18 protein-coding genes are annotated in these 23,574 nt (G+C 53.7%); 8 read left to right on the top strand and 10 right to left on the bottom strand.

Translation table 11 applies throughout. The features are described 5' to 3' along the window. Positions 1 to 324 precede the first annotated feature (324 nt). The 3 genes from Q31b_RS09685 to Q31b_RS09695 all read right to left on the bottom strand — a co-directional run bounded on the left by Q31b_RS09685 (position 325) and on the right by Q31b_RS09695 (position 2,586). Positions 325 to 771: a Minf_1886 family protein gene (locus Q31b_RS09685; protein WP_146599504.1), complete on the bottom strand. Its 447-nt coding sequence runs from the start codon at positions 769 to 771 to the stop codon at positions 325 to 327. Positions 772 to 1,046: 275 nt separating this feature from the next. Then, positions 1,047 to 1,301 (bottom strand): carbon storage regulator, encoded by a 255-nt coding sequence (locus Q31b_RS09690; protein WP_146599505.1) that lies wholly within the window; start codon positions 1,299 to 1,301, stop codon positions 1,047 to 1,049. Positions 1,302 to 1,566: 265 nt separating this feature from the next. Beyond that, on the bottom strand, positions 1,567 to 2,586 hold the full coding sequence (locus Q31b_RS09695; protein ID WP_146599506.1) for a Gfo/Idh/MocA family protein: 1,020 nt from the start codon (positions 2,584 to 2,586) through the stop codon (positions 1,567 to 1,569). A 237-nt stretch (positions 2,587 to 2,823) separates the two neighbouring features. Between Q31b_RS09695 and Q31b_RS09700 the strand changes: the two genes are divergently transcribed. From Q31b_RS09700 to Q31b_RS09710, 3 genes are read left to right on the top strand one after another with little or no spacing between them, the layout of a single operon-like run. Further along, entirely contained in the window at positions 2,824 to 3,903 is a 1,080-nt protein-coding gene (locus Q31b_RS09700) for a KpsF/GutQ family sugar-phosphate isomerase (RefSeq protein WP_146599507.1), read from the top strand. A gap of 10 nt (positions 3,904 to 3,913) precedes the next feature. After that, the gene (locus Q31b_RS09705; RefSeq protein ID WP_146599508.1) at positions 3,914 to 4,438 is read left to right on the top strand and encodes a KdsC family phosphatase; all 525 of its coding nucleotides are present in this window, start codon (positions 3,914 to 3,916) and stop codon (positions 4,436 to 4,438) included. Positions 4,439 to 4,440: 2 nt separating this feature from the next. Then, a complete protein-coding gene (locus Q31b_RS09710) occupies positions 4,441 to 7,500 on the top strand; it encodes a hypothetical protein (RefSeq protein WP_146599509.1) in 3,060 nt (1,019 codons plus the stop codon). A 22-nt stretch (positions 7,501 to 7,522) separates the two neighbouring features. On the opposite strand, the gene Q31b_RS09715 is transcribed toward Q31b_RS09710, so the two are convergent. Continuing rightward, positions 7,523 to 8,728, bottom strand: a complete 1,206-nt coding sequence (locus Q31b_RS09715) for a ribonuclease D (protein ID WP_146599510.1) — start codon at positions 8,726 to 8,728, stop codon at positions 7,523 to 7,525. A 121-nt stretch (positions 8,729 to 8,849) separates the two neighbouring features. On the opposite strand from Q31b_RS09715, the gene Q31b_RS09720 reads away from it, so the two are divergent. Beyond that, positions 8,850 to 9,560, top strand: coding sequence for a (5-formylfuran-3-yl)methyl phosphate synthase (locus Q31b_RS09720; protein WP_197171290.1), 711 nt, complete (start codon positions 8,850 to 8,852; stop codon positions 9,558 to 9,560). Positions 9,561 to 9,756: 196 nt separating this feature from the next. On the opposite strand, the gene Q31b_RS09725 is transcribed toward Q31b_RS09720, so the two are convergent. Continuing rightward, a complete protein-coding gene (locus tag Q31b_RS09725) occupies positions 9,757 to 9,987 on the bottom strand; it encodes a hypothetical protein (RefSeq protein WP_146599512.1) in 231 nt (76 codons plus the stop codon). Between the two features lie 125 nt (positions 9,988 to 10,112). Continuing rightward, the gene (locus tag Q31b_RS09730; protein ID WP_231617439.1) at positions 10,113 to 11,750 is read right to left on the bottom strand and encodes an AAA family ATPase; all 1,638 of its coding nucleotides are present in this window, start codon (positions 11,748 to 11,750) and stop codon (positions 10,113 to 10,115) included. Positions 11,751 to 11,790: 40 nt separating this feature from the next. Here Q31b_RS09730 and Q31b_RS28100 point away from each other — a divergent pair, with 40 nt between their 5' ends. The 4 genes from Q31b_RS28100 to rsmH all read left to right on the top strand — a co-directional run bounded on the left by Q31b_RS28100 (position 11,791) and on the right by rsmH (position 16,133). Further along, complete coding sequence (locus Q31b_RS28100) at positions 11,791 to 11,958, top strand: hypothetical protein (RefSeq protein WP_197171292.1); 168 nt, start codon at positions 11,791 to 11,793, stop codon at positions 11,956 to 11,958. A gap of 54 nt (positions 11,959 to 12,012) precedes the next feature. Continuing rightward, a complete protein-coding gene (locus Q31b_RS09735; protein ID WP_231617440.1) occupies positions 12,013 to 13,290 on the top strand; it encodes a hypothetical protein in 1,278 nt (425 codons plus the stop codon). A 605-nt stretch (positions 13,291 to 13,895) separates the two neighbouring features. Continuing rightward, positions 13,896 to 15,206, top strand: a complete 1,311-nt coding sequence (locus Q31b_RS09740; protein ID WP_146599513.1) for a beta-ketoacyl-[acyl-carrier-protein] synthase family protein — start codon at positions 13,896 to 13,898, stop codon at positions 15,204 to 15,206. A 6-nt stretch (positions 15,207 to 15,212) separates the two neighbouring features. Next, positions 15,213 to 16,133, top strand: a complete 921-nt coding sequence (rsmH, locus tag Q31b_RS09745) for a 16S rRNA (cytosine(1402)-N(4))-methyltransferase RsmH (protein WP_390622315.1) — start codon at positions 15,213 to 15,215, stop codon at positions 16,131 to 16,133. A gap of 696 nt (positions 16,134 to 16,829) precedes the next feature. On the opposite strand, the gene Q31b_RS09750 is transcribed toward rsmH, so the two are convergent. The 4 genes from Q31b_RS09750 to Q31b_RS09765 are packed head-to-tail and all read right to left on the bottom strand — an operon-like array spanning position 16,830 to position 23,488. Beyond that, positions 16,830 to 19,103, bottom strand: coding sequence for a glutamine amidotransferase (locus Q31b_RS09750; RefSeq protein WP_146599514.1), 2,274 nt, complete (start codon positions 19,101 to 19,103; stop codon positions 16,830 to 16,832). Beyond that, complete coding sequence (locus Q31b_RS09755; RefSeq protein ID WP_146599515.1) at positions 19,100 to 21,547, bottom strand: BatA domain-containing protein; 2,448 nt, start codon at positions 21,545 to 21,547, stop codon at positions 19,100 to 19,102. The genes Q31b_RS09750 and Q31b_RS09755 overlap by 4 nt, the downstream gene beginning before the upstream one ends. Then, entirely contained in the window at positions 21,548 to 22,435 is an 888-nt protein-coding gene (locus tag Q31b_RS09760) for a DUF58 domain-containing protein (protein ID WP_146599516.1), read from the bottom strand. It abuts the gene before it with no gap. A 3-nt stretch (positions 22,436 to 22,438) separates the two neighbouring features. After that, complete coding sequence (locus Q31b_RS09765) at positions 22,439 to 23,488, bottom strand: AAA family ATPase (RefSeq protein ID WP_146599517.1); 1,050 nt, start codon at positions 23,486 to 23,488, stop codon at positions 22,439 to 22,441. Positions 23,489 to 23,574 lie beyond the last annotated feature (86 nt).

A 23,574-nucleotide genomic window follows, 5' to 3' on the forward strand; every position in this document is an offset into this window, starting at 1 on the left:
CCAAAAACGGAAATAGATAATCTTTAAGGGCGTCAAAAAAAGCTCTTCCGAAGAATTAGTGGGTGAAAAGAAAGTTGCGGAAGTTTTTTTGGGGGCATGGCAGTCGCGATACCCATTGCCACTCTTGCTCGACTTCCTCGGTTTCCTCGGTGCCTCTCCCTCGATGACTCGGAGCAAGAAGCGACGCAGATCGAACGTCACTTCTCGACCAACGTCGCATTGTTTCGGCCTCCGGCCTGCGGTGCCTGGAAAATCTACCCTTCGGTACTTGGGATGGATGAATCAAGCCACGGATTCTTTTGGCGAGGCATTTATATTGATGCCCTAAATCGAATCGACCTTGCTTTCTACGATTTCGAAATCAGGCTCAAATGCATTTTCAAAATCGTACACGTCGTCAAAATCCTCTCGGCGATCCGATTCGCTTTTCCGCATCTGTTCGATGCGAATCAAGTTGTAAACCAATTCACCAAAATCACTGGTTGAGTGAATTCCCCAATTCGACAAAACCATTTTTGCCAAATAGCCATACTGATCGATGGCATAAAGTCGGCAAGCTTCACAAAGTTGTTGACCTGTGACGTGCGTCGGTTCTGGCAGTGGTTCAATCGATGTTTCGGCTGACGTATCACTTTTCACCGCTGCTTTCGCCAGCAAATCAAAATTCTCCTGAGCGAAATGCAACGATTCGCGGATAAATTGATAGGCTTCGATTCGGAAACGAGGGTCTTCTACTAAAAGATCTCGAATTGCTTGAAGTGGCGTTATCATATCTCGCTCGTGGCCGGGGAATGAAAACCGGGGACGCCTGAAAGGGCCGCCAAAATGGGACCATGAAACGGGCTAAATTTTTGTCGCGTTGCTAGGTAAACGCTACCCGCTCAGCCGACGAGCCTATTGTGACCATAGACGAGCAGAAATTCAATTCGTGTTCGTCGATAAAATGAGCACGCACGAACCTTTTTTGGGTTAGACGGGCAACTTCTAACCGGCATTCGGCGTCGCGAGAAATGAGATTGCCGACCGGAGGGACCCATTTGTCCAAATCAGGGTAAGACCGCACTTGTATGCGACGGCAATCGTAGCGGTGATACTCCCAAGGGGTCGGTCAATGACTCGATCGGAACGCAGAGCGTCTCACCTGCCCTGGGTTTTTCAACCAATTCAGCACGGCGAATGGGCGTTTCACGCGGTGCATCGATCCCAATCTTGACTCGCCCCCGTCCAATGCGGGTGACGATGACAACGATGTCGTTGCCGATACGAATCGACTCAGTTTCTTTGCGGCTAAGAATTAGCATGACAACTTTCCTGCCCCTAAGGAGTGAAGTGTAACATTATTAGACACTAAGGGCGGGCTGGTTTCAATAGGTGTTTTTTAGAGGGGCGTCCGGGCGTCAGGAAATCGCTCGCCCGACAAAGCCGACCTTGCCTGGCAAAGCGACGTCGCATCGAGGGCGGTTCCGCGCTGCTGCACCTGGTTAGGGCAGCCATTTGGTAGCGAGGATAAATCGACTTGCCTTTTATCTTTGAGCCCATCAGTGAGCGGCTATCAGAGAGCGGCTATCAGCCCAGTGAGACCGCTGAGCCCGTTTTGATGCTTTCGGCCTCCGCTTCGACAATTCGAATCGTGTCAGCTGCGTTTTCGAGCGTCACTGTTTCCGGTTTGCGTTGTTTCTCGATACAGTCGATAAAGTAGGCGAGTTGCAGATCGTATCCCATCTTTGCATCGACCTCCGGATACTCGATCGGTTTGCCAACTTCGCAGATTCGAAGCGATTGTTCGCGATTGATATCGAAATCGACGGTTGCGTTTTCGAAGTTCAGGTTGTAGGACATGCTAAACGGGAAGCCATCGCTCATCGCCCAACCGCCTTCGGCAACGACGAGAGGAACGTGATCGTAGAGGTAGCGAGTCACGACATGGTCGGGCTCGTTCGTGTTTTTTGAATAGCCAAAACTGTTCACACTTTTTGGCATACCAAATAGATAATGGACGAAATCCGTATCGTGGATATGCAAATCCAATAGAGCGCCGCCGCATAGATCGCCATTCTCGTAGAAAGCGCCTTTGGGATGGTCGACGACTCGCCGAAACGTTGCCGCTAAAACCTTGCCATAGCGTCCATCATTGACTGCGTCTTTTAGCCACGCCCAGCCTGGCCAAAACCGCATACACTGACCGACAAAGGCTAGGCCTTTGGCCGAGCGAGCGGCTTGGGCCAACTCGTCGGCGTCCGTGCTGTTACGTGCGAGTGGTTTCTCGACAATCAAATGCTGGCCAGCCAAAAGCACTTGTTTCCCAAAACGGACATGCAAATGGGTGGGCAAGCAAATGTCAACGACATCGACGTCGGCCGCTCCGATGACTTCATTCAAATCGCTGCAGCGACGTACTTCGGCAGGCAATGATTTGACGGAGGCGTCGGCAGTTCCTTCGACGTTTCCAGTCGCCGTGGTCTCGCCAGACAATCGGTCGGCATCCGCATCGCAGATTGCTGCAATCGTGACATTCGATAAGGATCGATAAACATTTAAATGGGTTAGCCCCATCATTCCCAAACCGACCACAGCAACACGAGTCATCGAAAAAACCTATCTATTTTTGTTTGAGCGGAAGCAAAGAATATCGAACGGACGTTCTTAGGGAGCTAAATAGCCTACGACGACAAGAGTCTGGGTCAAGGAGCCTTCAGCAGGCCCCCCCCCAGCCCAGGCAATCTCGAAATTTCCCTTGTGATGGGGATCGGTCTTGTTGTAGGCTCCGAGCTTCTACCTACTACCTTAATCGTTTCGCTGCGAAGAACCACGGAAGGTCTCGACGTGACTGCTGCTGAAAAATTGCCAATTCCTAGCGAATTGCCGTCTACATCAATGGTTGCCGCTCCAGGGAAGACGCTCATTGAGCGGCTTCGCATGCTGCGAAAAATGGTTGCTACCGAGGGCTACGCGATCCTGCATGCGGCGGGCGAACTCAGCAGTAACGCGGTGGAGGCTGCCGAGATGACTGCAAAATGTGAAGGCTGCGTCGTCGTCACGGGGGTTGGAAAAGCTGGCATTATTGGGCAAAAGCTTGTCGCGACGTTGGCTAGCACGGGCACGCCTGCTCATTTCTTGCACCCTTCGGAAGCCGTTCATGGCGATTTGGGGCGAGTCCGCGAGAAGGACTTGGTTTGGGCAATTTCCAACTCGGGGTGCAGTGAGGAAGTTGTTCGCATCGCTCCTCACTTGCGGGAGAATTCTGCGGGCTTGATCGCAATTACGGCGACCACGGACAACCCATTGGCGGCGGTCTCGGATTGCGTCGTCGCGTTTGGGAAGCACCTCGAAGCATGCCCAAACGGTTTGGCTCCAACATCGAGCACGGCAGTGATGATGGCCGTCGGCGACGGGATCGCGATGCTTTCGAGTCAACTGCGTCGTTTTACTCCACAGGACTTTGCCAGATTTCATCCGGGGGGTGCCCTCGGCCAAAAATTGGCGGACGTCGACCAGATGATGCGGCGGCTTGATGCTTGTCGTATGGCGCAGAGCGACATTAGCGTACGCGAGGCTATGGTGCGGACGAGTAAGAATGGCCGCCGCACCGGCGCCGTGATGTTGGTCACGCCCGAAGGTCAGTTAGACGGCATCTTTACCGACAGCGATTTGGCGCGATTGTTGGAAACTCGTAACGACATCGCCTTGGACCAGCCCATTTCGGATCGTATGACTCGCCAACCGGTCACCGCGATTAGCGGTACGCTACTGCAAGATGCGATTGCGACCATGTCACGCCGCCATCTTAGCGAGTTGCCGGTCGTCGATCGAAACAATCGGCCGCTCGGGCTATTGGACATTACCGATGTGGCTGCAATGCTAGGTGAACACGAAGAACCGTCCATCTTGAAATTCAAAACTTAAGTACCACGACATGCCCGAACGACTGAAAAGCGACACCGCCGTCGCGGAGGAGATTACTTGCATTCTATCCGATGTGGATGGAGTGTTGACGGATGGGCGGATCATTTATAGCGGCGAAGGAATCGAAACGAAGCAATTCCATGCTCGCGATGGGTTGGGAATCAAGGTTTGGATGCGATGCGGTTTTGCGTTCGGTTTGGTGACGGCGCGATCGAGTGTCGTTGTCGAGCGACGGGCTTCCGAGTTAGGGATTGCTCATGTGTCGCAGGGTGCCGAAGACAAACTTCCGGCCGTCAAGGAAATGATTGCGGCCATCGGCTGCAAACCGCACCAGGTTTGCTATCTCGGCGACGATTTGCCTGACCTTCCCGTCATGCGGTACGTTGGTTTGGCCGTGGCGCCATGCGATGCATCGACCGATGCACGCGAGACCGCGCAATGGGTCCTGCGTTCCGCTGGCGGCGCAGGAGCCGTTCGGGAAACGGTCGAGCGGCTGCTACGTGCAACCAATAAGTGGAAACAAGTCCTGAAATAGCTATGCTTCGAAAGCTGACGCACTACACGACCGCTCTTGTTTTTCTCTGCGCGATAGCGGCTGTCTATCAGGTGGTGGTTGTTGCATGGTTAACGCCACCCGAAATCGAGCGAGTTGCCTTTGCACCGAGGACTCAACTTCAACTTGGTGACACGCTTGGCGATCTCTTCGCGGAAGGATCGTGGCAGCGTGGGAAGTGCAAACGGTTGCAAACGGCTGACGGCATGCTGTTGTTCGAAAACTGGGAGCAAACGACGACCGACCAGTGGAAGTTGTGGCCAATTACGGTTGTCATCGGTCGCGGTTCCGACGACCAAGGTTCAAACGCGCCGATCGTGATGGAGGCTCACCAAGGGGCTGAGCTCAAGTTCACGGGGTCACTCGACGTAATGAGCGGTGGGGCACCACCGATTCAAAGAGGCCGAATGATCGGTGAGGTGACGATTACTCGTCGTGATCCGACGACACCAGACGATGAGTTGTCGATTCGTACATCCAACGTCGGAATTGATAACCAGAAGATCTGGACGACTGAAAAAATCGAAATGGAGCTTGGCCAAGCTCGGATGATCGGTCGTGACTTGACCGTCCACCTAACGACTGCCGCATCACGACCGATGATGCAGCCTGGTGACGGTGGCTTGCTCGATCGGATGGAGCTGATCTATTTGGACCAATTGACGATACCGCTGGAAAACGGACCGCTGTGGGCTGCAGCGGATGCGACAGCGAACGATAGTCGCTACCAGATGCAGAAGGCGAGCGATGCGTTGGCGGTGGTGCGCATTCAATGTGGTGGGCGACTCGAGTACGACTTTGCGATCAACCAATTGATGCTGCGCGACTCGGTCGCTCTGATTCACGAAATCGAGAATGCAAAAGCGGATCGTTTCGATTGCGACACACTCGAATTGACTCTTCGCGATCCCAGCAATGAATCGTTGGTGCGAGATGGGCCGCTCGATTGGATCACGCGAATCAAGGCAACCGGAGCACCTTTGGTTGCCGACCTTCCGAATTTGGACTTGCGATTCGCTGCCGGACAAATCGATTTACAAGCGGCACGCGGTTTGATTCATGCTGATGGTAACCAAGGGATCGAAGTGCATCGTGCTGGAATCCATGCACGGCTCGAGGCGATCGTTTACCAGTTCGACCCTAAGATGCCCGCGGCCATTGGGACGATTGACGCTCGCGGGATCGGGATCGTTCAATTCGATGGTTCTGATTTACCGATCCATCGGGCCCAGTGGAGTGATGGGTTCAAACTTCAATCATTGTCGACCAAGGCACCAGGCGAATCGTCGGACCCGTTGGATGGAGACTTCGGTTTTTGGATCGACGGGGAAGTTCAAACTTGGTTGGCCGACGGGGGGCGATTCAATGCGGGGTCGATCGAAGGAGTGTTGAAACCGGCGGTCATGACGCCCGCTTTCGCGACCACAGACGCAGCCGGTGATGCCGAGACGGTTCGTCCGCGTCTGGTTCCCGATTGGATTTCAGCGAATGATTCGGTGCACTTGGATACCGCATCGATCGCTGCCGATACGGAGCAGTTGCAATTGTTTTTTGTCAATGCTGAGTCGGCGAATGGCAACAGGATGGAACCATCAGCGAATTCGACGAAAGGGAACGAGAATTCGATTCGGCAACTGGTCGTCCAGCCAACATCCGGTTCGCCCACCACGGTGCCCGTCGCTCGCCGTCGTCCGACGATCCGAGGCAATCTGATTACGGCGAAGTTATCGATGAATGAGTCCGGAATCCATGCTGGGGATTTGAGTGTCGTGGGCGATGTGCTATTGACCCACACCGTTGACGTCGCTGGTGAGCCGATGTTAGCAAAGTTGACGGGCGAGCAATTGCGACTGATCGATGGCGGCGGCGAAGATGTCTTGCATTTGGGAAGCGGAACGACGTCCCCGGCGCGGTTCGAGCTTGGCGATGGCTACTTCGTGGGTCCCGTCATCCAGATTCGTCCAAGCGACAACGTCGTCTGGATCAACGAAGCGGGTGAGTTTCGGATCCCTACCGCAGCTCTACCAAACGGATTGTCGAGCAATCGAAACAATCGTGGTGACGTCGACAACGGAGGATCCGAGCTGACTTGGGTGCAACCGCCACTGTGTCGCTGGGAGGGCGAGATGGTATTCGATGGAAAGACTGCCGTTTTGACCGAGGGGATTGAGATTGTTGCATCGGTGATCAACGGTCGCGATCCCTGGGACGTCAAAATCAATGGTGATCGAATGGAGATCGTTCTTAATGATGGTGTCCAAGTCCGCGATTTAAAGACGATGCGATCGGCGACGATCCAACGTATCGATTTAACCGAATCGGCTTCTAAACCGCTGATCGTCGAAGCGGTCCAGCATGCCGCAGATGGCTTGACCGAAGCGAAGCATTTACTACACGCGAAACAGCTAACCTTGGTTCCTGCTAGCGATGACGCTCCGGTTGGTATCGAGGCGGCTGCAAAGATTGCCGCCGGCGGAAAGCTATTCGGCACCGGGCCCGGTTGGTATCGAAGCTGGAATCGAGGGGATGCGGATTCGATGACAGGAATCCATCTGGCGTATAACGATAGGATGCAGGGTGACTTCGTCAGCCGAAGTTTGCAATTTTTGAAAGGCGTTCGGGTGGGTGTTCGTGAAGTATCGAATTGGGACGATATCTTTGACGCCCGAAACATGGATGCGCTCCGCAACGGCCAATCGACGCTCGATTGCGACCAATTGAGATTTTCGATTGCGCCCGATCAACGGAACGGTCCGAGAATCCCTGGCCTATCGACGCCTTGGGAAACCCAAGCCACCGGCGGAGTTGTTTTTCGGACTCAGAGCGAGCGAGGGTTGCTCGAATGCACGGCCACTCGAGCGGCTTACGCATCGGGCAAGGACTTGTTTACCTTGCAAGGAGCACCAAACCGACCCGCTATCTTTCGTCAAACCCGACCCGATGGGCAACCCGGCCCCGAAGGTGCTGTTTCGACCATGTCTTTGCGTCTAAAGACAATGGAAGTCGAAAACATGCAACTCGAACGACTTAATATTGGTCATTAGTCACTGACTAACCAGCATCGATCTAATCAACATCGATAAATTCGAGAGGTTGGGTTTCGGTGACATCGGCGACTCGGATCGCTAGTTCTCCGGCAAGGAGTCGGCGGAATGGTTTTCCGACAATATCGCCTCGCCATCCGACTAGCAACGAAGGCAACGAGTCCGATTTGCGTTGATCGAGTTCGTAGCCGAGTAATTCTCGGACATCGTCCGCATTGCCGACGATTGGTGGTGCGAGTTTGTGCTGACGACTGATACACGCGATCGAGGTAGACAAGAATTGACTAAGCATCGGCGACACCGATTTGCGGTTCCCGCGCGCCCGTTGGGGAAGTTGGTCATCGGGGGTATCAAGAGCAACGGAGATCGCTTTGGCAATCGCCTCGTATTGTCCATTGTATCCACGTCGTTCGAGACCGCGAATGCCGCTGATTTTCTTAACATCGTCGCTGCCACGCTTGGCTAGTTCGACAATCAGATCGTCTCGCATCACGCGCCGCGGTATCCGGTCGGCCTGTTTCGCCCGATCTTCTCGCCAAAGCCAAAGTTGGCGTACCGTTTCGAGTTGACGCGCATTCAAACCTGCAGAACCGCTCACGCGTCGCCAATTTTCGCGAGTCTCGGCTTCGATGACTTTGCGTTGCAGATTGTCCGCTTCCTCCTGCACCCATTCCAACCGCTCCAGCGCACTGATTTGGGACAATAAGGTCTTGTACATCGCATCGAGATCGGTCACATCTTGGAGGGCGTAGTTGATTTGGTCTTTCGTTAACGGTCGCTTACGCCAATTCGTCCGAGTTTCTCCTTTTTGCAGCGATTTGCCGACCAATTTCTGAACCAAAGTGGCAAGCGATGCGGGATATTCCATCCCCACAAATCCGGCGGCCAATTGGGTATCGAACAGTCCCGCGATCGGTTTTCCCGTGAATCGGTAGCAAAAACGAATCTCTTCGCGAGCGGCATGAGCGATCACCGTCCGCCCAGGTTCGGCTAACTTTTGCCAAAACGGTTCCGTCGTCTCCAAAAGGTACGGATCGATAATCACTAATCGAATCCCGCCCGATGGATCGTTGGGGCGGTTTGGCAAGGCAACTTGGATTAGACAAAGCTCGGGCCGATAGCTATCTTCGGAAACGAATTCGGTGTCAAAACCGATCCAATCACTTTCTGAAATCTGGTCGCAAAGTTGTTGTAGTTCATCGCTGTTGTTAATCAAATCGTATTGCACAACCGGCGCTTTTATTGTGGGGAATGAATGCTATTTGATCGCGACTTTAATCCTTTTCGTGCAAAACGGCTATCCGTTTCTCCTGTTTTTCTTCCCATCTTAACGCTGAAAGTATGCAATCGTGCCGGATTTGCTTGTTAGTGTACGCAGCTTTTCGGAATACCAAACCGTTGCTGCAGAGGATGTTGGGATCATCGATTTTAAAGAGCCTCGCAAGGGAGCGTTGTCACCCGTCGATCCGACGCTTTGGTATCAAGTCGCTTCGTTCACCCAAAAGGGAGCAAGCAGGCAGTTTGAATCCGCGAAGCTATCAGCAGCTTTGGGAGAATCGGACGATTATAAATCGATTGTTGATCAACTGCCGAGTGAATTCCAGTATGCCAAAGTCGGCCCCTGTGGCATCGATTCAAAGGAAGAACTGTTGCCGCTATGGGAAGCGGTCCGGGCCCGACTGCCGAAAACGACTGAATTGGTCGCGGTGGCTTATGCAGACCACGCGGCAGCTCTTTGTTTACCACCGATCGAGATTTTTGTGCTGGCACACAAGCTGGGTTTTCGACGGTGTCTGCTCGATACGTTTACGAAGCATGGCCAAACAACGTTCGATCATTTGACGATCGATGAGCTGTTGGAGTTGCAACAGTGCGCTCGTGAATCGGGGATGAAATGGGCACTTGCAGGTTCGCTGACCCGGCAACTTGCACAGGAAGCAAATCGCAAGGGAATCGCCCCCGATTGTTATGCTGTACGAGGCGATGTGTGCCGCGACGGCCGAACCAGCGAATTGTCGGTCGAGCGTTTAAGAAATTGGGTGTTGAATCATCCGGGATAGGCCAATTCAAGGGGCTCGATGAATGACGCCGACGCGGCAAGAAACCGGGAAAATGTGGAGTGCTTTGTCGATCTTTCATTTTAGGGTCGTCCACTACGACCAACCCTTATTTTTAATCTGGACAAAGCACTAGCGATGGGGGAAGCCGCAGATGCCGGGTCTTTCGCCCGTCGCCGCGGCCAGCTTACAAAAAGGCTCATCCGGCCCAGTTGAGATTGGTCATGGCGATCAGACGTTCTTCGAAATTCCCGATAAGTCCGCCGACCATGCTCCAGCCATCGCGGTCACGAAGTTCGATCTCGCCAAATTTATTGATTCGTAAAATGGAATCGCCCGTAACGCCCGACTCGTGTAACTCTTTCAGATCAATTTCGCCTTCATTGACCACTTCGAGCAGGGTTTTTCCGGTAAGTTCAATGAATTGCATGATGAAAACCTTCGAATGCTTGTGATTAGAACGCCTATGAATGGCTTTCCGGTGTGTCGTAGGCTGTCGACCAAGACGTCCGTTGCCTGATTCTAATCAAATCCAATTCAATTTCACGCTCCAAATCAGTCCATCACAGAGAAGTAGTTCTCGCAAGCGAAATCGAAATACTCATTTTTCAATTCGACTTCCAAATTGTTGTACAAGCAAAAGTTTTTGACTTGCAGCAGCAAGTCACGCGGTTGGCAATTTCGAAAGGGGCGGTTGATTGGTTTGTAGTGCGTTTGAATGAGGTACTCGATCGCGTCCGCCTTGTAGGGGATCTTGGTGACTCGGCACATGATCTCAAACAGCTTTCGGAAATCGGACTCCGGTGGATTCGGCACTTCAATCTTGTAGGGAATCCGTCGCAAAAACGCATCATCGACCAAATCTTTTGGTTCCAAGTTGGTGCTGAAAATCACCAATTGGTCAAATGGGACTTGAATCTTCTTCCCGTTTGCCATGTTCAAAAAGTCATAACGTTTTTCAAGCGGGATGATCCAACGGTTTAGCAGTTGGTCGATACTCATCTTTTGACGACCAAAGTCATCGATTACCAAGGTCCCACAATTGCTTTTTAGTTGTAGCGGTGCTTCGCTGATGTTACTTTCGGAGTTTGATTGGACCTCCAGCATATCCAGGGTTAACTCGCCCCCCGCGACGATCGTGGGTCGTTTGATTCGAACCCAGCGTTTGTCGAAGCATACCGTGTCGATCAACCCTTTACCCGCTTTGGGCATTGCCAATTCATGATTCATTGGATCGAAAACACGTAGCACCGCTCCGTCGATCTCGATTGCTCGCGGGATCCACACGTATTTCCCGAATGCACCGGTCACACGTTCGGCGATGGATGTTTTGCCGTTACCTGGAAAACCGAACAAAAACATCCCCCGACCACTGGCGACCGCAGGGCCGAGTCGAATCAGCATTTGCGGATTGATCAGTAGATCTTCAAAGGCTCTCTCCAGGTCAGGCTTCTTGGGGTATTGCCCTTCGATCGTTTGTTTGTGAACGCTGGAGACATAATCTTGTAGCCTGACCGGACACGCACCGAAGTAGGTGCAATCCGAATTGAGATTTCGAGCCACTTCGCGGCCTGATTCTGTTAGCACATAGACGTAATCGTTGGTACTCGTTTTGTCTTTGTAGCCCACCCGTTGCTCCATCTTTAGGCGGTTTAGCAGCGGTTCCACCAGGTTGAAAGGCAGTTGCACTTGATCCGCGATTCGGCGGCCTTCGCATTCGCCAATATTTCTCAGAAAACGATAGACGATCGCCTCAAGGAGTGATTCACTGATTTGCGACTCGGCTAAGTTTGTCGGCTCCGTTGGCCGCCAAGGTTCATCGCGGCTGGGCGAAAAGCCGCCACTCATCGGATGGCTTTTCGTCTCCGAACTCCGGATTCCGGTCGATGGTTGCGATTGAGACAACGAGGGTTGTTGTGGGCGTCGGGCGGGACGTTCGGACGTTGGGGCTGGCGATTGAGCGGGTCGAGGCGTTTGTTTCGCCGATACCGGTTCGGCGGGTCGTGGCGTTTGCTTCGGTTGTATCTCTCGGTTTGCTGATCGTTGTCCTGATGAGCCGGTTTCGGCTCGCTCGCCGCCCAACGCATGAATTCGCGATAGCAACGCGTCGAGTTGATCACCGACCGGCGTTCGTTTGGCACTGTCTGAATTTGGTGGTGCTGTATTGGTAGAGGGTGTCGTCGAACGGTTCATCGAGAGTTCTGCTCAAAAGTAGGAACGCGGACGAGTGTGAATGATCGACCGATTATTCAAGATTGTCGGCATCCGCTCTCGATCCCTATTGCCGATCCCCAATCAAGCGGACGATGGTCCCGTTTGCCACAAAACGAACGAAACGATTCATTCTTGCAATCGATACAACTCGATTGCACTTGCCGTCAATCAGACAAAGCGGCTATAGGGAACCGCACAAAAGAATCTGTCCCTTTCGCTTCGATCATTTTCGGCAATGCAAATGACTTATCAATCTGCTCTTTTGGAGCGTTTCAGCCAACGAAAAAGCTGTCGCGTTTGCCTTCGCGTGCTTGTTTTCAGTGGTTTAACACTGGGAGTGATCTCGCTAGCGGATGCCCAGAACCCGTCTTCAGGGATGGGATTACCGCCTGGACTTGCTGCTGGGGCGACTCCGCCAAGTTTGCAACAACCGCCGAGCGGACAATCTGCGACCGCTATGGCCCAAACTCCGCAAAGCCGAGGGCAAGGTGAAGTGACCGCTGGCGGCCAATTGCCTCGTGCTGCTGGCCAGGAGCATCGGGTGTACGACTTGACCCCCTATACTCGCTATTTAACCAAGCAAGATCATCCGGAACAGGCGATTGTCGATTGGATTTTGCGAGAAACCGGCACCGATATTTGGTTTTCCGAACCGTTCGGGTTTATGAACGCAACGCGAGATAGTTTGTCGGTCTATCACACGCCCGAAGTCCACCAAGTGATCGCTGGCATCGTCGACCGTTTTGTCGCGGGCGAGGTCGAGCCTCAGATCATGCACCTGCGTCTAATGACCGTTGGCAATCCAAACTGGCGGGCCAGAGCCCATATGTTGATGACCCACGTGCCCGTCGATTCGCCTGGCGTCCAAGCTTGGTTGTTGAGCAAAGAAAACGCGGCAATGGTTTTAAACATGCTTCGCCAACGCACCGACGCACGCGAGGTCCAGGGGGTCGATATGCCGGTGTTTAACGGGCAAACCGAACGAATCGCTCAAACCCGTGGACGCAACTATGTGCGAAATGTTCGCGAATCACCTAACGGATGGCCGCCATACGAACCGGAAACTGGCGAAGTCCAGGAAGGGTACCAATTGGCGTTAAGCCCCCTTTTGAGCACCGATGGCCGTATCATCGACTGTATGATCAAGGCGGATATCGACCAAGTGGACAAGTTGAATCATGTCGATTTGGAGTTGCCGCTTCGTAACCAGCAAGTTCATCGCACCCGAATCGATGTGCCGCAGGTCGTTAGTTGGCGATTGCACGAGCGTTTTCGCTGGGAATCGGACAAAGTCTTGTTGCTTTCGTGCGGTGTTGTTGCCAGCCCCGAGCGGACAGGTGGATCGTCGCTGTTGAACTTGGACATGTTGACCGGTACGACCACAGGCCGTGCGGATGCACTCCTGTTTATCGCATTCCGAGGCCGAGCTTCGGAAAACTTGCAAGCCCCAGCCGCTAGCAGTGCACCGATACGATCGGCAGCCAACCCGTATGGCGGATCGAATCGCGGGCGTTACTAGCCCGGATGATTCGCAGACTGTCTTTCGAGCAATGAACGTAAACGCTTTAAGGCGTAGACGTTAGCAAAACAATTTGCAAGCCCATGAATCATCCGGGCTAGGCGATCGATCGGGTAGGCGGCGGAGTCGTAATGTCACTCGTAACGGATTGGATTGCGTTGTGCGTAGGCATCGTCTCATTGTTTCGTCGCGACGACGCAATTCACCCTCACACGAAGCCAGGGCTCGAGAGGAGAGCCGTAAAGCGAGCCTTTAGCGAGCTCTTCTGGCAGGGTTCTCTGGGCAGGGTTCTCTGGGCAGGGTTCTCTGGGCAGGGTTCTCTGGGCAGGGTTCTCTGGGCAGGGTTCTCTGGGCAGGTCGAACCCCGTGACGCCCAAACCCAAACGCAAGTTCGAACATCGCTTCGCTGGTTCGACTTTGCCTAACAAGTTTGGGGTGATTGGCATTGTCGCGGTAAGTTGCCTTGGGACTCGAAAGCACTGGCAAAATTAGCGAATTCGCCCCCCTCAAAGAATTCTCACAATTCGTTTAGAATCGGGTCTTGTCAGAATCGACCCACTTAATTCACCTTAGCGAAACAACCGGCCGTGGCCGTGACCTCTTTTATGGACAGATCCGAAATTTGCCGCGTCGTGATTACCGGCCGCGGCGTAGTCAGCCCTCTTGGAAACGACCCTGCGACGGTGCTTTCGCGGTTGCGCAGCGGTGCAAGTGGCGTGCGTCCTTTCACGCAGGTTCCGCAAGGCGTCTTGTGCGTCGACCATGGTGCCGAGGCCGTCGACTTTACCGGCCATATCTCCAACTACGGTCCTCTTGAAAAGCCGCTCCAGCGAACGATCAAGAAGGGCAGCAAAGTGATGTGCCGGGAAATCGAAATGGGGGTAGCAGTCGCACAACTCGCCCTCCACGATGCAGCCCTTAGCGAAGATAAGCGTGATCCCAAACGCGTCGGTGTGGTTTATGGGTGTGATTACATCATGTCGCTGCCGGAGGAGTTCATTGCTGGGATCCGCAAGTGCATGGATGCCGATGGCAATTTTGATTTCGACCGCTGGGGGCAGGAAGGGCGCGTCGAAGTCAATCCTCTGTGGCTGCTGAAGTACCTTCCGAATATGCCCGCCAGTCACATTGCGATTTATAACAATCTAAGAGCAGCCAACAACTCGATCACGGTTCGCGAAGCGTCCGCTGGTGCTGCGATCGGTGAAGCGGTCTCGACGATCCAGCGAGGTCATGCCGACGCCTTGATCGTCGGTTCGACCGGTTCACGAGTGCATCCGCTGCGAACCTTACATGCCTCCCTTCAAGAAAAATTGGCAGCCGACACGGAAGACCCCTCCAAGATGAGCCGTCCATTCGATTCGTCACGCGACGGAAGCGTCGTCGGCGAAGGGGCCGCAGCGTTCGTTTGTGAATCACTCCAACATGCGACCGATCGCGGCGCGAATATCTTGGGGGAAGTGGTCGGCTATTGCAGTAGTGCCGTCGGCCCAGCCGCAGGTGCTGACTTCCTCAAAAAAGCGGTCGTAAATGTTCTCAAAGGAGCACTCGGTACCGCGGATCCGAAATCGATTGGTCATATCCATGCACATGGTCTGGGGACGATCGAATCGGACCGTAACGAAGCGATCGGCATCGCCGAAGTCTTCGGCCCCCCCGCCGACCAACCGCCGGTGACGACTGCAAAGGGGCACATCGGGAACCTCGGTGCCGGAGGCGGGATGGTGGAAGTGATTGCCAGTCTCGACTCGCTCGGTGGCGAATTGTTTCCGATTCTTAATTGCAATCGTTTGGATCCCGAATGCCCGATCAATGCCTGCACCAATGCGGGCACCCCAGCAGGCGACGAATTTATTAGCCTTAATGTGACGCCGCAAGGACAAGCTTCGGCCGTCCGCATCCGGCGTTTTGCGTGATCTGTTTTGACGGATATTGATAACTTGCCCAGCCGTTCCGACGGCGAACGAACGTGCCACGTTTCGGTCATGCCCGATGAGGTGACTCAGTGGTTGATCGAAGCATCGCCCGAAACGATTATCGACGGCACCTATGGCGGCGGCGGCCACAGTCGCTTGCTACTTGATCAGTTGCCGGTTGGACGAGGCCGAGTGATTGGACTTGATCGCGATCCGAGTGTGGCGTTGCGAGTCGAGTCCGAAACCCATGATCCTCGGTTGACCGTTTTTGTCGCCAGTTACGAGCAGACACCCAAGGCGCTTGCCCAATTCGACTTGGCACATGCCGACGCAATGGTTTTAGATTTGGGGTTGTCAAGCGACCAATTGGCCGATCGTGAGCGGGGATTTAGTTTTACGCAAAACGGGCCTTTGGATCTACGTTTTGATCCTGAGAACGGCGTTCCGGCCAGTCGCTGGTTGGCCTCCCATGACGAGAAACAGATTGCTGATGCGATCTATCAGTATGGAGAAGAACGCTTCAGTCGGCGAATTGCCCGTGCAATCGTCGCTCGGCAACGAGAACGAAATCCGGTGGACACCGTTGATGACCTGGTCGAGATTTGTCGGCGCTGCGTACCGCGAAGTCGCAATCACGATATTCATCCTGCGACCCGAACGTTTCAAGCGCTTCGCATCGCAGTAAACGATGAACTCGGCATCTTAGAGCGAACGCTCGCAGCAGCACCTGGTTGGTTATCACCAGGCGGACGGATTGCCATCATCAGTTTCCATTCGCTCGAAGATCGCATCGTCAAACACGCATTTCGAGACGACGATCGCTGGGAAATCTTGACAAAGAAACCGCTCCGCCCGAGCGAGTCGGAAGTTGCAAACAACTCAAGAAGTCGAAGTGCAAAAATGCGAGTCGCCGCCCGAAGAGCGTAGATGGGGACGGGGTACTCAAATGCTTCGCTTTTGAGCAGCTTGAGATTATCTCCTTTTCGTTCCTGCCTTCGTCAAATACGCCGTTGGCGTATTGAAGGAAGAAGCGAACAAAAACAACGCATCACAATTGTCATCGAGTCGATCTTTTTGAGCACGTTAGCCCGGATGATTCATTAGCCGTTTTGCCGATAGCGGCCTGCTGATTTAATCGTTTAACGCTTAGCCGAAGGCGTCAGCTTTTCCGTAAGCGATCGCCTACGGCTTGTCGTTAAACAATCAGTCGAGTCAAACCGACTAAATCAGCAGGCCGATAGCCACGGCTGCGTGATTTGTCGTGTGAACCGTGGCTAACGGGCTGTCGATTTAATCGTTTAACGCTTAGCCGAAGGCGTCAGCTTTTCTATAAGCGATCGCCTACGGCTTGTCGTTAAACAATCAGTCGAGTCAAACCGATTAAATCGACAGCCCACTAACGCCAAAACGGGTAATACGCAGACTGTTTTTCGAGCAATGAACGTAAACGCTTGAAGGCGCAGACGTTAGCAAAACAATTTGCAAGCCCATGAATCATCCGGGCTAGGCTGTGTCGACGGGCAGGAGATCCGGCATCCACAGCTTACCGATCTGCAAACCATCCCTCGGTTGCTTGCCAGGTCTGCACCGCTATCGCAGCCAGGATCAGCTTGCGGTACTCGATTAGGCCAAACCCCAGCGGCGGCGGAGGGTCCATTCGATGATCAATGCAGTGGCGAAGAGAGCGAACATCAGCCATCCGCTTAGCGGATCGTCGCCGACCGTGTACTTCTCCACCACCGGTGCTTCGGCCTGCTTTCGTCGCTCCGATATCCGCTCGATCAATGCGTCCATTTGCTCATACGAGAACGCGTCGCCACCATGTTCGGAGGTGATCTTGGCTAACTGTCTCAGGTAAACAGGGTCCGCCATCGGTGTCGCCATTTCTCGACTCTGATCAATCACTTGGAACGCCAACTGTTCCGCTTGCACCGACGAATTGGGTTCACTCGGACTTACCTTGAGCCGGTAATAGCCAGGTTCCAGTGTTGGGATCGAGCCACTGATCGAGCGAAAATTCGGCTCGCTTCGTTCAGACAAATCGGAAATCGCAATCACACGATCCGTCTCGTCAACAATTTCGGCGGACAATCGAACGGGGGTTTCTGTCGCTGATAGAGTGGCAAGGGAAGCTTGGAATTTGGTTTGGGCATTGGTTGCAAAACGCCTGGATTCGAGTTCAATCACGATCTGCTCGCTGGTGTTTTCCTCGCGTGAAAGTAGCCATAGCATGGCTTGTCTCCAGAAACGCCGATGGGCTTCACTGTGTCCTTCACGCCACCATCGCCATGTGGAGTCGAATGCGATCGCAGCGGTGCGACCTCGTCCAAATTCACCAACCACCAATAGGGGCTGCTTTTGTGGTGTTTCCAAAAGGACTTGGACGCCAGGGGCCACTTTCGGACCGACAAATCGATTGGCCCCGAGCAGCGGTGGCAACGAGTCCCATACTTGCTCGGGATCCGAGCTACCCAGATTTGTGATCGGATGCGAGCGTGCCAACTCAATCTTCAAAGGCCCCGGAATTTGATCCGCTGCATCGGCTTGAATCTCTTCACTGATATCGCGGCGACGCGATGCATCCATGCGAATGGGTAATACGTCCGCAAGCGGTGACGAGGCATAGCCTCCCGCGTCATAAGTGTGATAGCCACCGAGCATCATCAGTCCGGCACCTGCAGAGACGGCTTCGCGAAGTTTCTCGAGCTGTTCACGCCCGATTGCATCGGCATCGACATCGCCAATGATGTAAATATCATACTTTCCAACGCCGAAGGAGTTATCCAACGGTATTGGCCATCGCGATGCCGTATCGCTTGGAATCCATTGATACGTCAGATCCAAATCAGGAAATCGTCGAAGCGCCATCCTCAAGAAACGTTGCTCGTAAAGCGATTCACCTTCGATGTAAAGAATGCGTCCGCCCCCTTCACGAACATTCACGAACGCAGTTTGGCGATTATTGGTTGTCACCCATTCACCCGATTGCGTCTCCGCGGCGACTTGCAGTCGGTAGATTCCAGGACGAGGAGCCGTGATTGGGATCGAAACCGCTTGTACGTCGCTAGCCGTCTCGACCAGGACATGACGTTTGGCAGCCGTCGTCACGTTTCCGCTGCCATCGATCCAACTCACTTCAACGGGAACCGAGATCCCGGCCAAGCCGCGGAGACTAACTTGAAAATTGACTTGGAAGTCGTTCCCTGAAAACAGGGAATAGCTTTCGGGCAACGCATCGACGGAGACATCGCGATTACCAGCCGATCCTCCTGTTTGGCCGATCGGAACGGTCCATAGTGGTACGCCCCAATTCTTCAGCGTTTGCGCCACGCGTTGGGCACCGGTGCCTTGAACCTCAGACGTTTGCGTTCCATCGCCCATCAAAACCACACCTGCCAACGGCTGGCCTTGCGCAATCGAGATCGCGGATGTCGCGGCGGCATTCAAATCCGTTAACTCGCCCGTCGATTCTAAATCATCGAGTGAACTTGGCCCTGGATTGCTTAGTTCGGTTGCGGTTTCGTTGTAGCCAAGCAAGCGAATGTTCATTGAATCCGCCAACGGGGCTAAACCGCTCGACAATGCCTGCCAAGCTTGTTTTTGATGCGTCCAGCGGTCGGCTTGGTCACCATCGGGCAACGTCATGCTACGAGATGTATCGACGGCCACGACCAACGTTGCTTCGGCAGCCGCGGTATCGGTCTTCACCATTCCAGGACGGAACATCGCGACCACCAAAATCAGTGCGGCGAAGGCACGAAAAGCCAACAACCAACGTCGTTGAATCGGGTTCTCGGCCGGCGGCGTGACCAGAAACAACACGGTAAAGGCGACCACCGAAGCAACCAAAGCAATGATTGCGGAGTCATAGATTGGCTCGATCAGGAAAGAGCTCATCGCTTTGCCCCCTCCGTTGCTGAGGTCAATGTGGACGAGGCTGAAACCGAGTTTTGCCGACGGCGGTAAAAACGATTAGCCAAGATCTGCTCGAGTAAAAAGACGATCAAGGCCAGCAACATTGCGGGCGAATGCAGTGAAACCCGTTGCGAAGCCGAATCGCCACTCCAATCGATCTGCTCCATGTTCGTCACGATCTTGAAATGGTCCGCAGAGAAAGCGGAACGTAGCTCTTCGGGGTCCACTCGGTCGAGACGCGTGGCTTGTTCCGTAATGTTCGCCGAAAATCCGGTTTTGAATCCGTCACCTCGTAGCCAATAGGTGCCTGGATTTCGGATATTGGTCAACGTTACCTCGGTAGCATCCGAGTCAACGTCAATCGGAACCGCCGAGGATTCCTCGGGTGGAAATAGTTGTAACCGGTTTCGACGCGACTCATCAACGGTGTTGATCGAGACGGTAGGAGCGTTGCCAACTTGCATTGTTAGCGCTTCGCTGTTTCGATCCGTCAAATAGTCGACGACTTGACGTACCAATAGAAATGCGGGCCACGCTTCGGTCCCACTAAACAGTTCGTTCCAATCACGGGTTGTATCCGACAATGCAGGCAATGGCGTCGTCAAAAGCATCAAACGTCCGGGAGTAATCGGACTGCTTTCGTTGGCGTCCTGGGAGGTTGCAAATCGATTTCGCTCGACCATCGCAGGATGTTCGGTACCGGCATAAACAGCCAATTCGCGATCAAACGTTTGAGGTCGAATCTGCCAATATTGATAGACACGAAACTCGTTCCATGGCACGCCGCCCGGTACACTTGTTAGAGGCGATATGGCTGGATGCATGCTGTCGCTAAGCTGTAGGAATGAGCCTGGACTTGGGACGCGCCAACGACGGACGATCGGCGGCAAAACGTCCGTCGGGTTCGTCATCGCTGATGCCGATGGGCCAAGCGCCGCCAACACGCCACCACCACCCTTTAGGAAGTCGCCCAATCGCTCGCTTTGCATCATCGGATTAGCAGGGTCAAGTAGCAACACAGCGTCATAGTCACCTAAGTCGACAACGTCAAAGTCACGATAGCCAATCATTTCCACTCGGTACTCGGCATTTGGGTCGTCGATCGTGAACGGAGTGGTAATCGTTTGCCCGATCACTCTTGCCTCATCTTGGTTGTCGCAAACGATCAAAATGGGTGAAGCGGGTAAGACGTTGAGCGTAAAGTAGCGTATGTCATCCATCGAGAGCGGGTCATTGCCGACCAATCGGATCCGACCATGATGCGTACCGACGCTGAGTGGTGGTACGTTTAAAACCAATTCGCTCGATGCATTTCCGCTAATGCGGGCACTGGCTCGATCGACGACTCGGAAGGTTGGCCGCTCGATCGTTTCGTCTCGAACAACCGGTAGCGCCGGATTGGGAACGGCCATTTCCAGTTCCGCCGTAACCGGCAACCCCTGATCCGACGCCGGTTCACCGTCGAGTTCAACCGTCGCGGTTACGGCAACGGGTGAGGACGCAGGTGGCGTCGAATCCGACACATTGACAGCGGACAACCGGCGATTGGTGGCAGCAAAGGAACCCAGGTCAAAAACAGTCAGCGCCACCGTTGGATCGACGGCGAGTTGCTCGCTTAACGTGGGATCGTCGACAATCCCTTTCCATGTCAGTTCGCTAAGATCGCTAATCACGACGACCGTGCGGCTTGGCAAATCACTCGTTCGTACGAGTCGAATCGCTGCATCGATTCTCGCCTCGAGCGGCTGGGTAACAGCAAGCGGGTGCGTTCCTTCCACCTGTGCGATGGCACTGGCGGCATCGAGCGCAAAAGATGGTGGGGCCGCCGATCGATCAAGGATGGCGATTCGGCTTGTCCTCGGTACTCGCGACACCAACCAATCAGCCAAGTCGTGCATGCGGACGGTTCGGTCGTCATTGCGAGTCTTCCACCCTGATGTGGGTGAGTTGTCGATGACAATTGCCATCGCTACCGGCGATTGAGAATCGGAGGGAGGCGGGGTACCCGTTGCGTACATCACGATGGCCCAAAGGAGGGATACCACAAGAGTGACGATGGCAGCGACGAGTAACGAAAAACGAAGGGCTTTGGGTTTGCATTGCGAAAACGCAATTCCCGCGAAAACCAACAACCCAATACCTAGAAGGGCTATCAGTCCAATCGTTAGCCAAGTCAACGATAGAGCTTGGTGGATCACCGGGCGAGCAAACGCTAAGGCGACAGCTGCGATGGCTGCGACGCGAAGCGCCAACAACCACCATCGTCGAATTTTCAAGCGGCTACGGTTCGTCTCATAACGCTGAGTCAAAAAACGGATGGAAGAAAATACCACCTTCTGTGGCTCGCGACGCGACAGCAAGTGCAGTGCCACGGGCGCTGCAGCGGCAAGCAATCCAAATAGCAAGGTTGCGTTGAGAAAAGTCACCTAACCTCTTCCTTGACGTTGTAGCAAATACTCCGTTAATGCCTTGTCGAACGGCATGCTTGTGTCGAGCGGAACATAGTCAATTCGTAAACGGCTGCAACGTTCCTTGTATTGTTCACGAAACGCTTCCAATCCGGCCAGGTAGTCTTCGCGAAATCCCGTCGCATCGACCGTAATCGTCTCGCCGCTTTCGCTATCTTCGAATTGGACCGGGCCATCGTAAGGAAAATGGACTTCCGCTTCATCGAGGATATGAAAAAGTATCACATCGTGTCCGCCATGGCGAAGTTGAGCGAGCGAGCGATAAACCTCCTCCGGTTCATCGAGTAGATCGGTGAAAAGCATGACGAGCGAGTGATGCCGCAGCATTGCCGCAATTTGTGTAATACAAGCGGCTAGATCGGTTTCGCCTGTGGGTTGAATGTTCGTCAATCGCGCCATCACATCGCTGAGGTGCCCCCGGCGACTTCGTGCAGGCAACTCCGCATTGACTTTGGCACCTAGGGTCAGTAACCCGACCGGGTCTTGCTGCATTGTCATCAAGTAGGTCAACGATGCGGCCAAACAAGTCGCGTACTCAAACTTGTTCATGCTTTGCGAACGAGTGAAGCCCATTGATTTTGACAAGTCAATGGCTAAGTAGCCTGTCAAGTTTGTTTCGGCTTCGAAACGTTTGATATAGTATTTGTCCGTTTTGGCGTAGACTAACCAATCGATCAATTTCGGATCGTCGCCACGGTTATAGCGGCGATGCTCGCTAAATTGTACAGAGAATCCATGAAAGGGACTTGAGTGCAAACCTTGCAAAAAACCACGAATCACCATCCGAGCTCGAAGATCGAGCCGTTTGATTTGCTGGAGTGATTCGGGGGATAACAGGGATGCCATGTCTTACTTTTTCTGCATCTTTTCTGGTTCCGGAGCCGCGACATCCTTCATCAAGCGATCGATGATCGCGTCGGTATCCATCCCTTCGGCTTGCGCTTGGAAGTTGGTTGCAATGCGGTGCCGTAGGATCGGTTTAGCGATTCGCCGAATGTCGCTTGGATCGACGCTAAACCGACCATCCATCGCAGCAACCGCTTTGGCTCCGTTGATCAGGTTCTGGCCCGCTCGCGGCCCGGCTCCCCAATCGACCAACTCGCGAACGTAATCGGGGGCCGTTTCATCTTTAGGCCGAGTCGCGCGAACGAGCTGCGATGCGTAACGGATGACCAAGGGATTGACCGCGATACTTGAAACCAATTTTTGGACATTCAAAATCGCTCGCGACGACAAGACCTTATTCACCGACGTCGCTTCACCTCGCGTCGTGGAGGTCAAAATTTGTTCCTCTTCGCTTGCCGACGGGTAGCCGACTTTAATGTTGAACATGAAGCGGTCAAGTTGAGCCTCGGGTAGCGGATAAGTTCCCTCTTGTTCAATCGGGTTCTGCGTGGCGATGGTAAAGAACGGTGGCGGAAGCGTGTACGTCAAGTTGCCGATCGTCACCTGCCGTTCCTGCATCGCTTCGAGCAGTGCGGCTTGCGTCTTAGGGGGCGTACGGTTGATCTCGTCCGCGAGCAGAATATTTGTAAAGATGGGGCCTTCCACAAAACGGAAACTTCGCTTTCCCGCATCGTCTTCCTCTAAAACTTGGGTCCCAGTGATATCCGAAGGCATCAAATCCGGTGTAAACTGGATCCGCTTGAACGAAACGTCAAGAATTTCCGCCAAGGTGCTGACCATCAACGTTTTTGCCAAACCGGGTACGCCCTCAAGCAAGCAATGGCCACGCGTGAAAATCGCAACCAATAATTGCTCGATCGTTTCGGTTTGTCCAACAATAACCTTTGCCAATTCGGCTCGCATTGTCTGTTGATGCCCCGCGAATTCGCGAAGGACGTCACCAAGATTGCGTGCCGGCTGATTCGGTGTTGGTGGTGGGGGAGGATTGTTCATGGATAATAGTTTATTAATAGTGTCCGCGCTGGTGCCGAAGCAAAACAGGTGCCGAAGCAAACGGGTGCCGAAGCATAACGGGTGCC

The sequence above is a fragment of the Novipirellula aureliae genome, from assembly GCF_007860185.1.
Classification (GTDB): domain Bacteria; phylum Planctomycetota; class Planctomycetia; order Pirellulales; family Pirellulaceae; genus Novipirellula_A; species Novipirellula_A aureliae.

Bases quoted from the DNA above. Each gene is read 5' to 3' on its own strand.
- Q31b_RS28100 (WP_197171292.1), top strand. From the start codon at position 11,791: ATGATCGACCGATTATTCAAGATTGTCGGCATCCGCTCTCGATCCCTA.
- Q31b_RS09725 (WP_146599512.1), bottom strand. From the start codon at position 9,987: ATGCAATTCATTGAACTTACCGGAAAAACCCTGCTCGAAGTGGTCAAT.
- Q31b_RS09690 (WP_146599505.1), bottom strand. From the start codon at position 1,301: ATGCTAATTCTTAGCCGCAAAGAAACTGAGTCGATTCGTATCGGCAAC.
- Q31b_RS09705 (WP_146599508.1), top strand. From the start codon at position 3,914: ATGCCCGAACGACTGAAAAGCGACACCGCCGTCGCGGAGGAGATTACT.
- Q31b_RS09730 (WP_231617439.1), bottom strand. From the start codon at position 11,750: ATGAACCGTTCGACGACACCCTCTACCAATACAGCACCACCAAATTCA.
- Q31b_RS09760 (WP_146599516.1), bottom strand. From the start codon at position 22,435: ATGGCATCCCTGTTATCCCCCGAATCACTCCAGCAAATCAAACGGCTC.
- Q31b_RS09740 (WP_146599513.1), top strand. From the start codon at position 13,896: ATGGACAGATCCGAAATTTGCCGCGTCGTGATTACCGGCCGCGGCGTA.
- Q31b_RS09685 (WP_146599504.1), bottom strand. From the start codon at position 771: ATGATAACGCCACTTCAAGCAATTCGAGATCTTTTAGTAGAAGACCCT.
- Q31b_RS09765 (WP_146599517.1), bottom strand. From the start codon at position 23,488: ATGAACAATCCTCCCCCACCACCAACACCGAATCAGCCGGCACGCAAT.
- Q31b_RS09735 (WP_231617440.1), top strand. From the start codon at position 12,013: ATGACTTATCAATCTGCTCTTTTGGAGCGTTTCAGCCAACGAAAAAGC.
- Q31b_RS09750 (WP_146599514.1), bottom strand. From the start codon at position 19,103: ATGAGCTCTTTCCTGATCGAGCCAATCTATGACTCCGCAATCATTGCT.
- Q31b_RS09710 (WP_146599509.1), top strand. From the start codon at position 4,441: ATGCTTCGAAAGCTGACGCACTACACGACCGCTCTTGTTTTTCTCTGC.
- Q31b_RS09695 (WP_146599506.1), bottom strand. From the start codon at position 2,586: ATGACTCGTGTTGCTGTGGTCGGTTTGGGAATGATGGGGCTAACCCAT.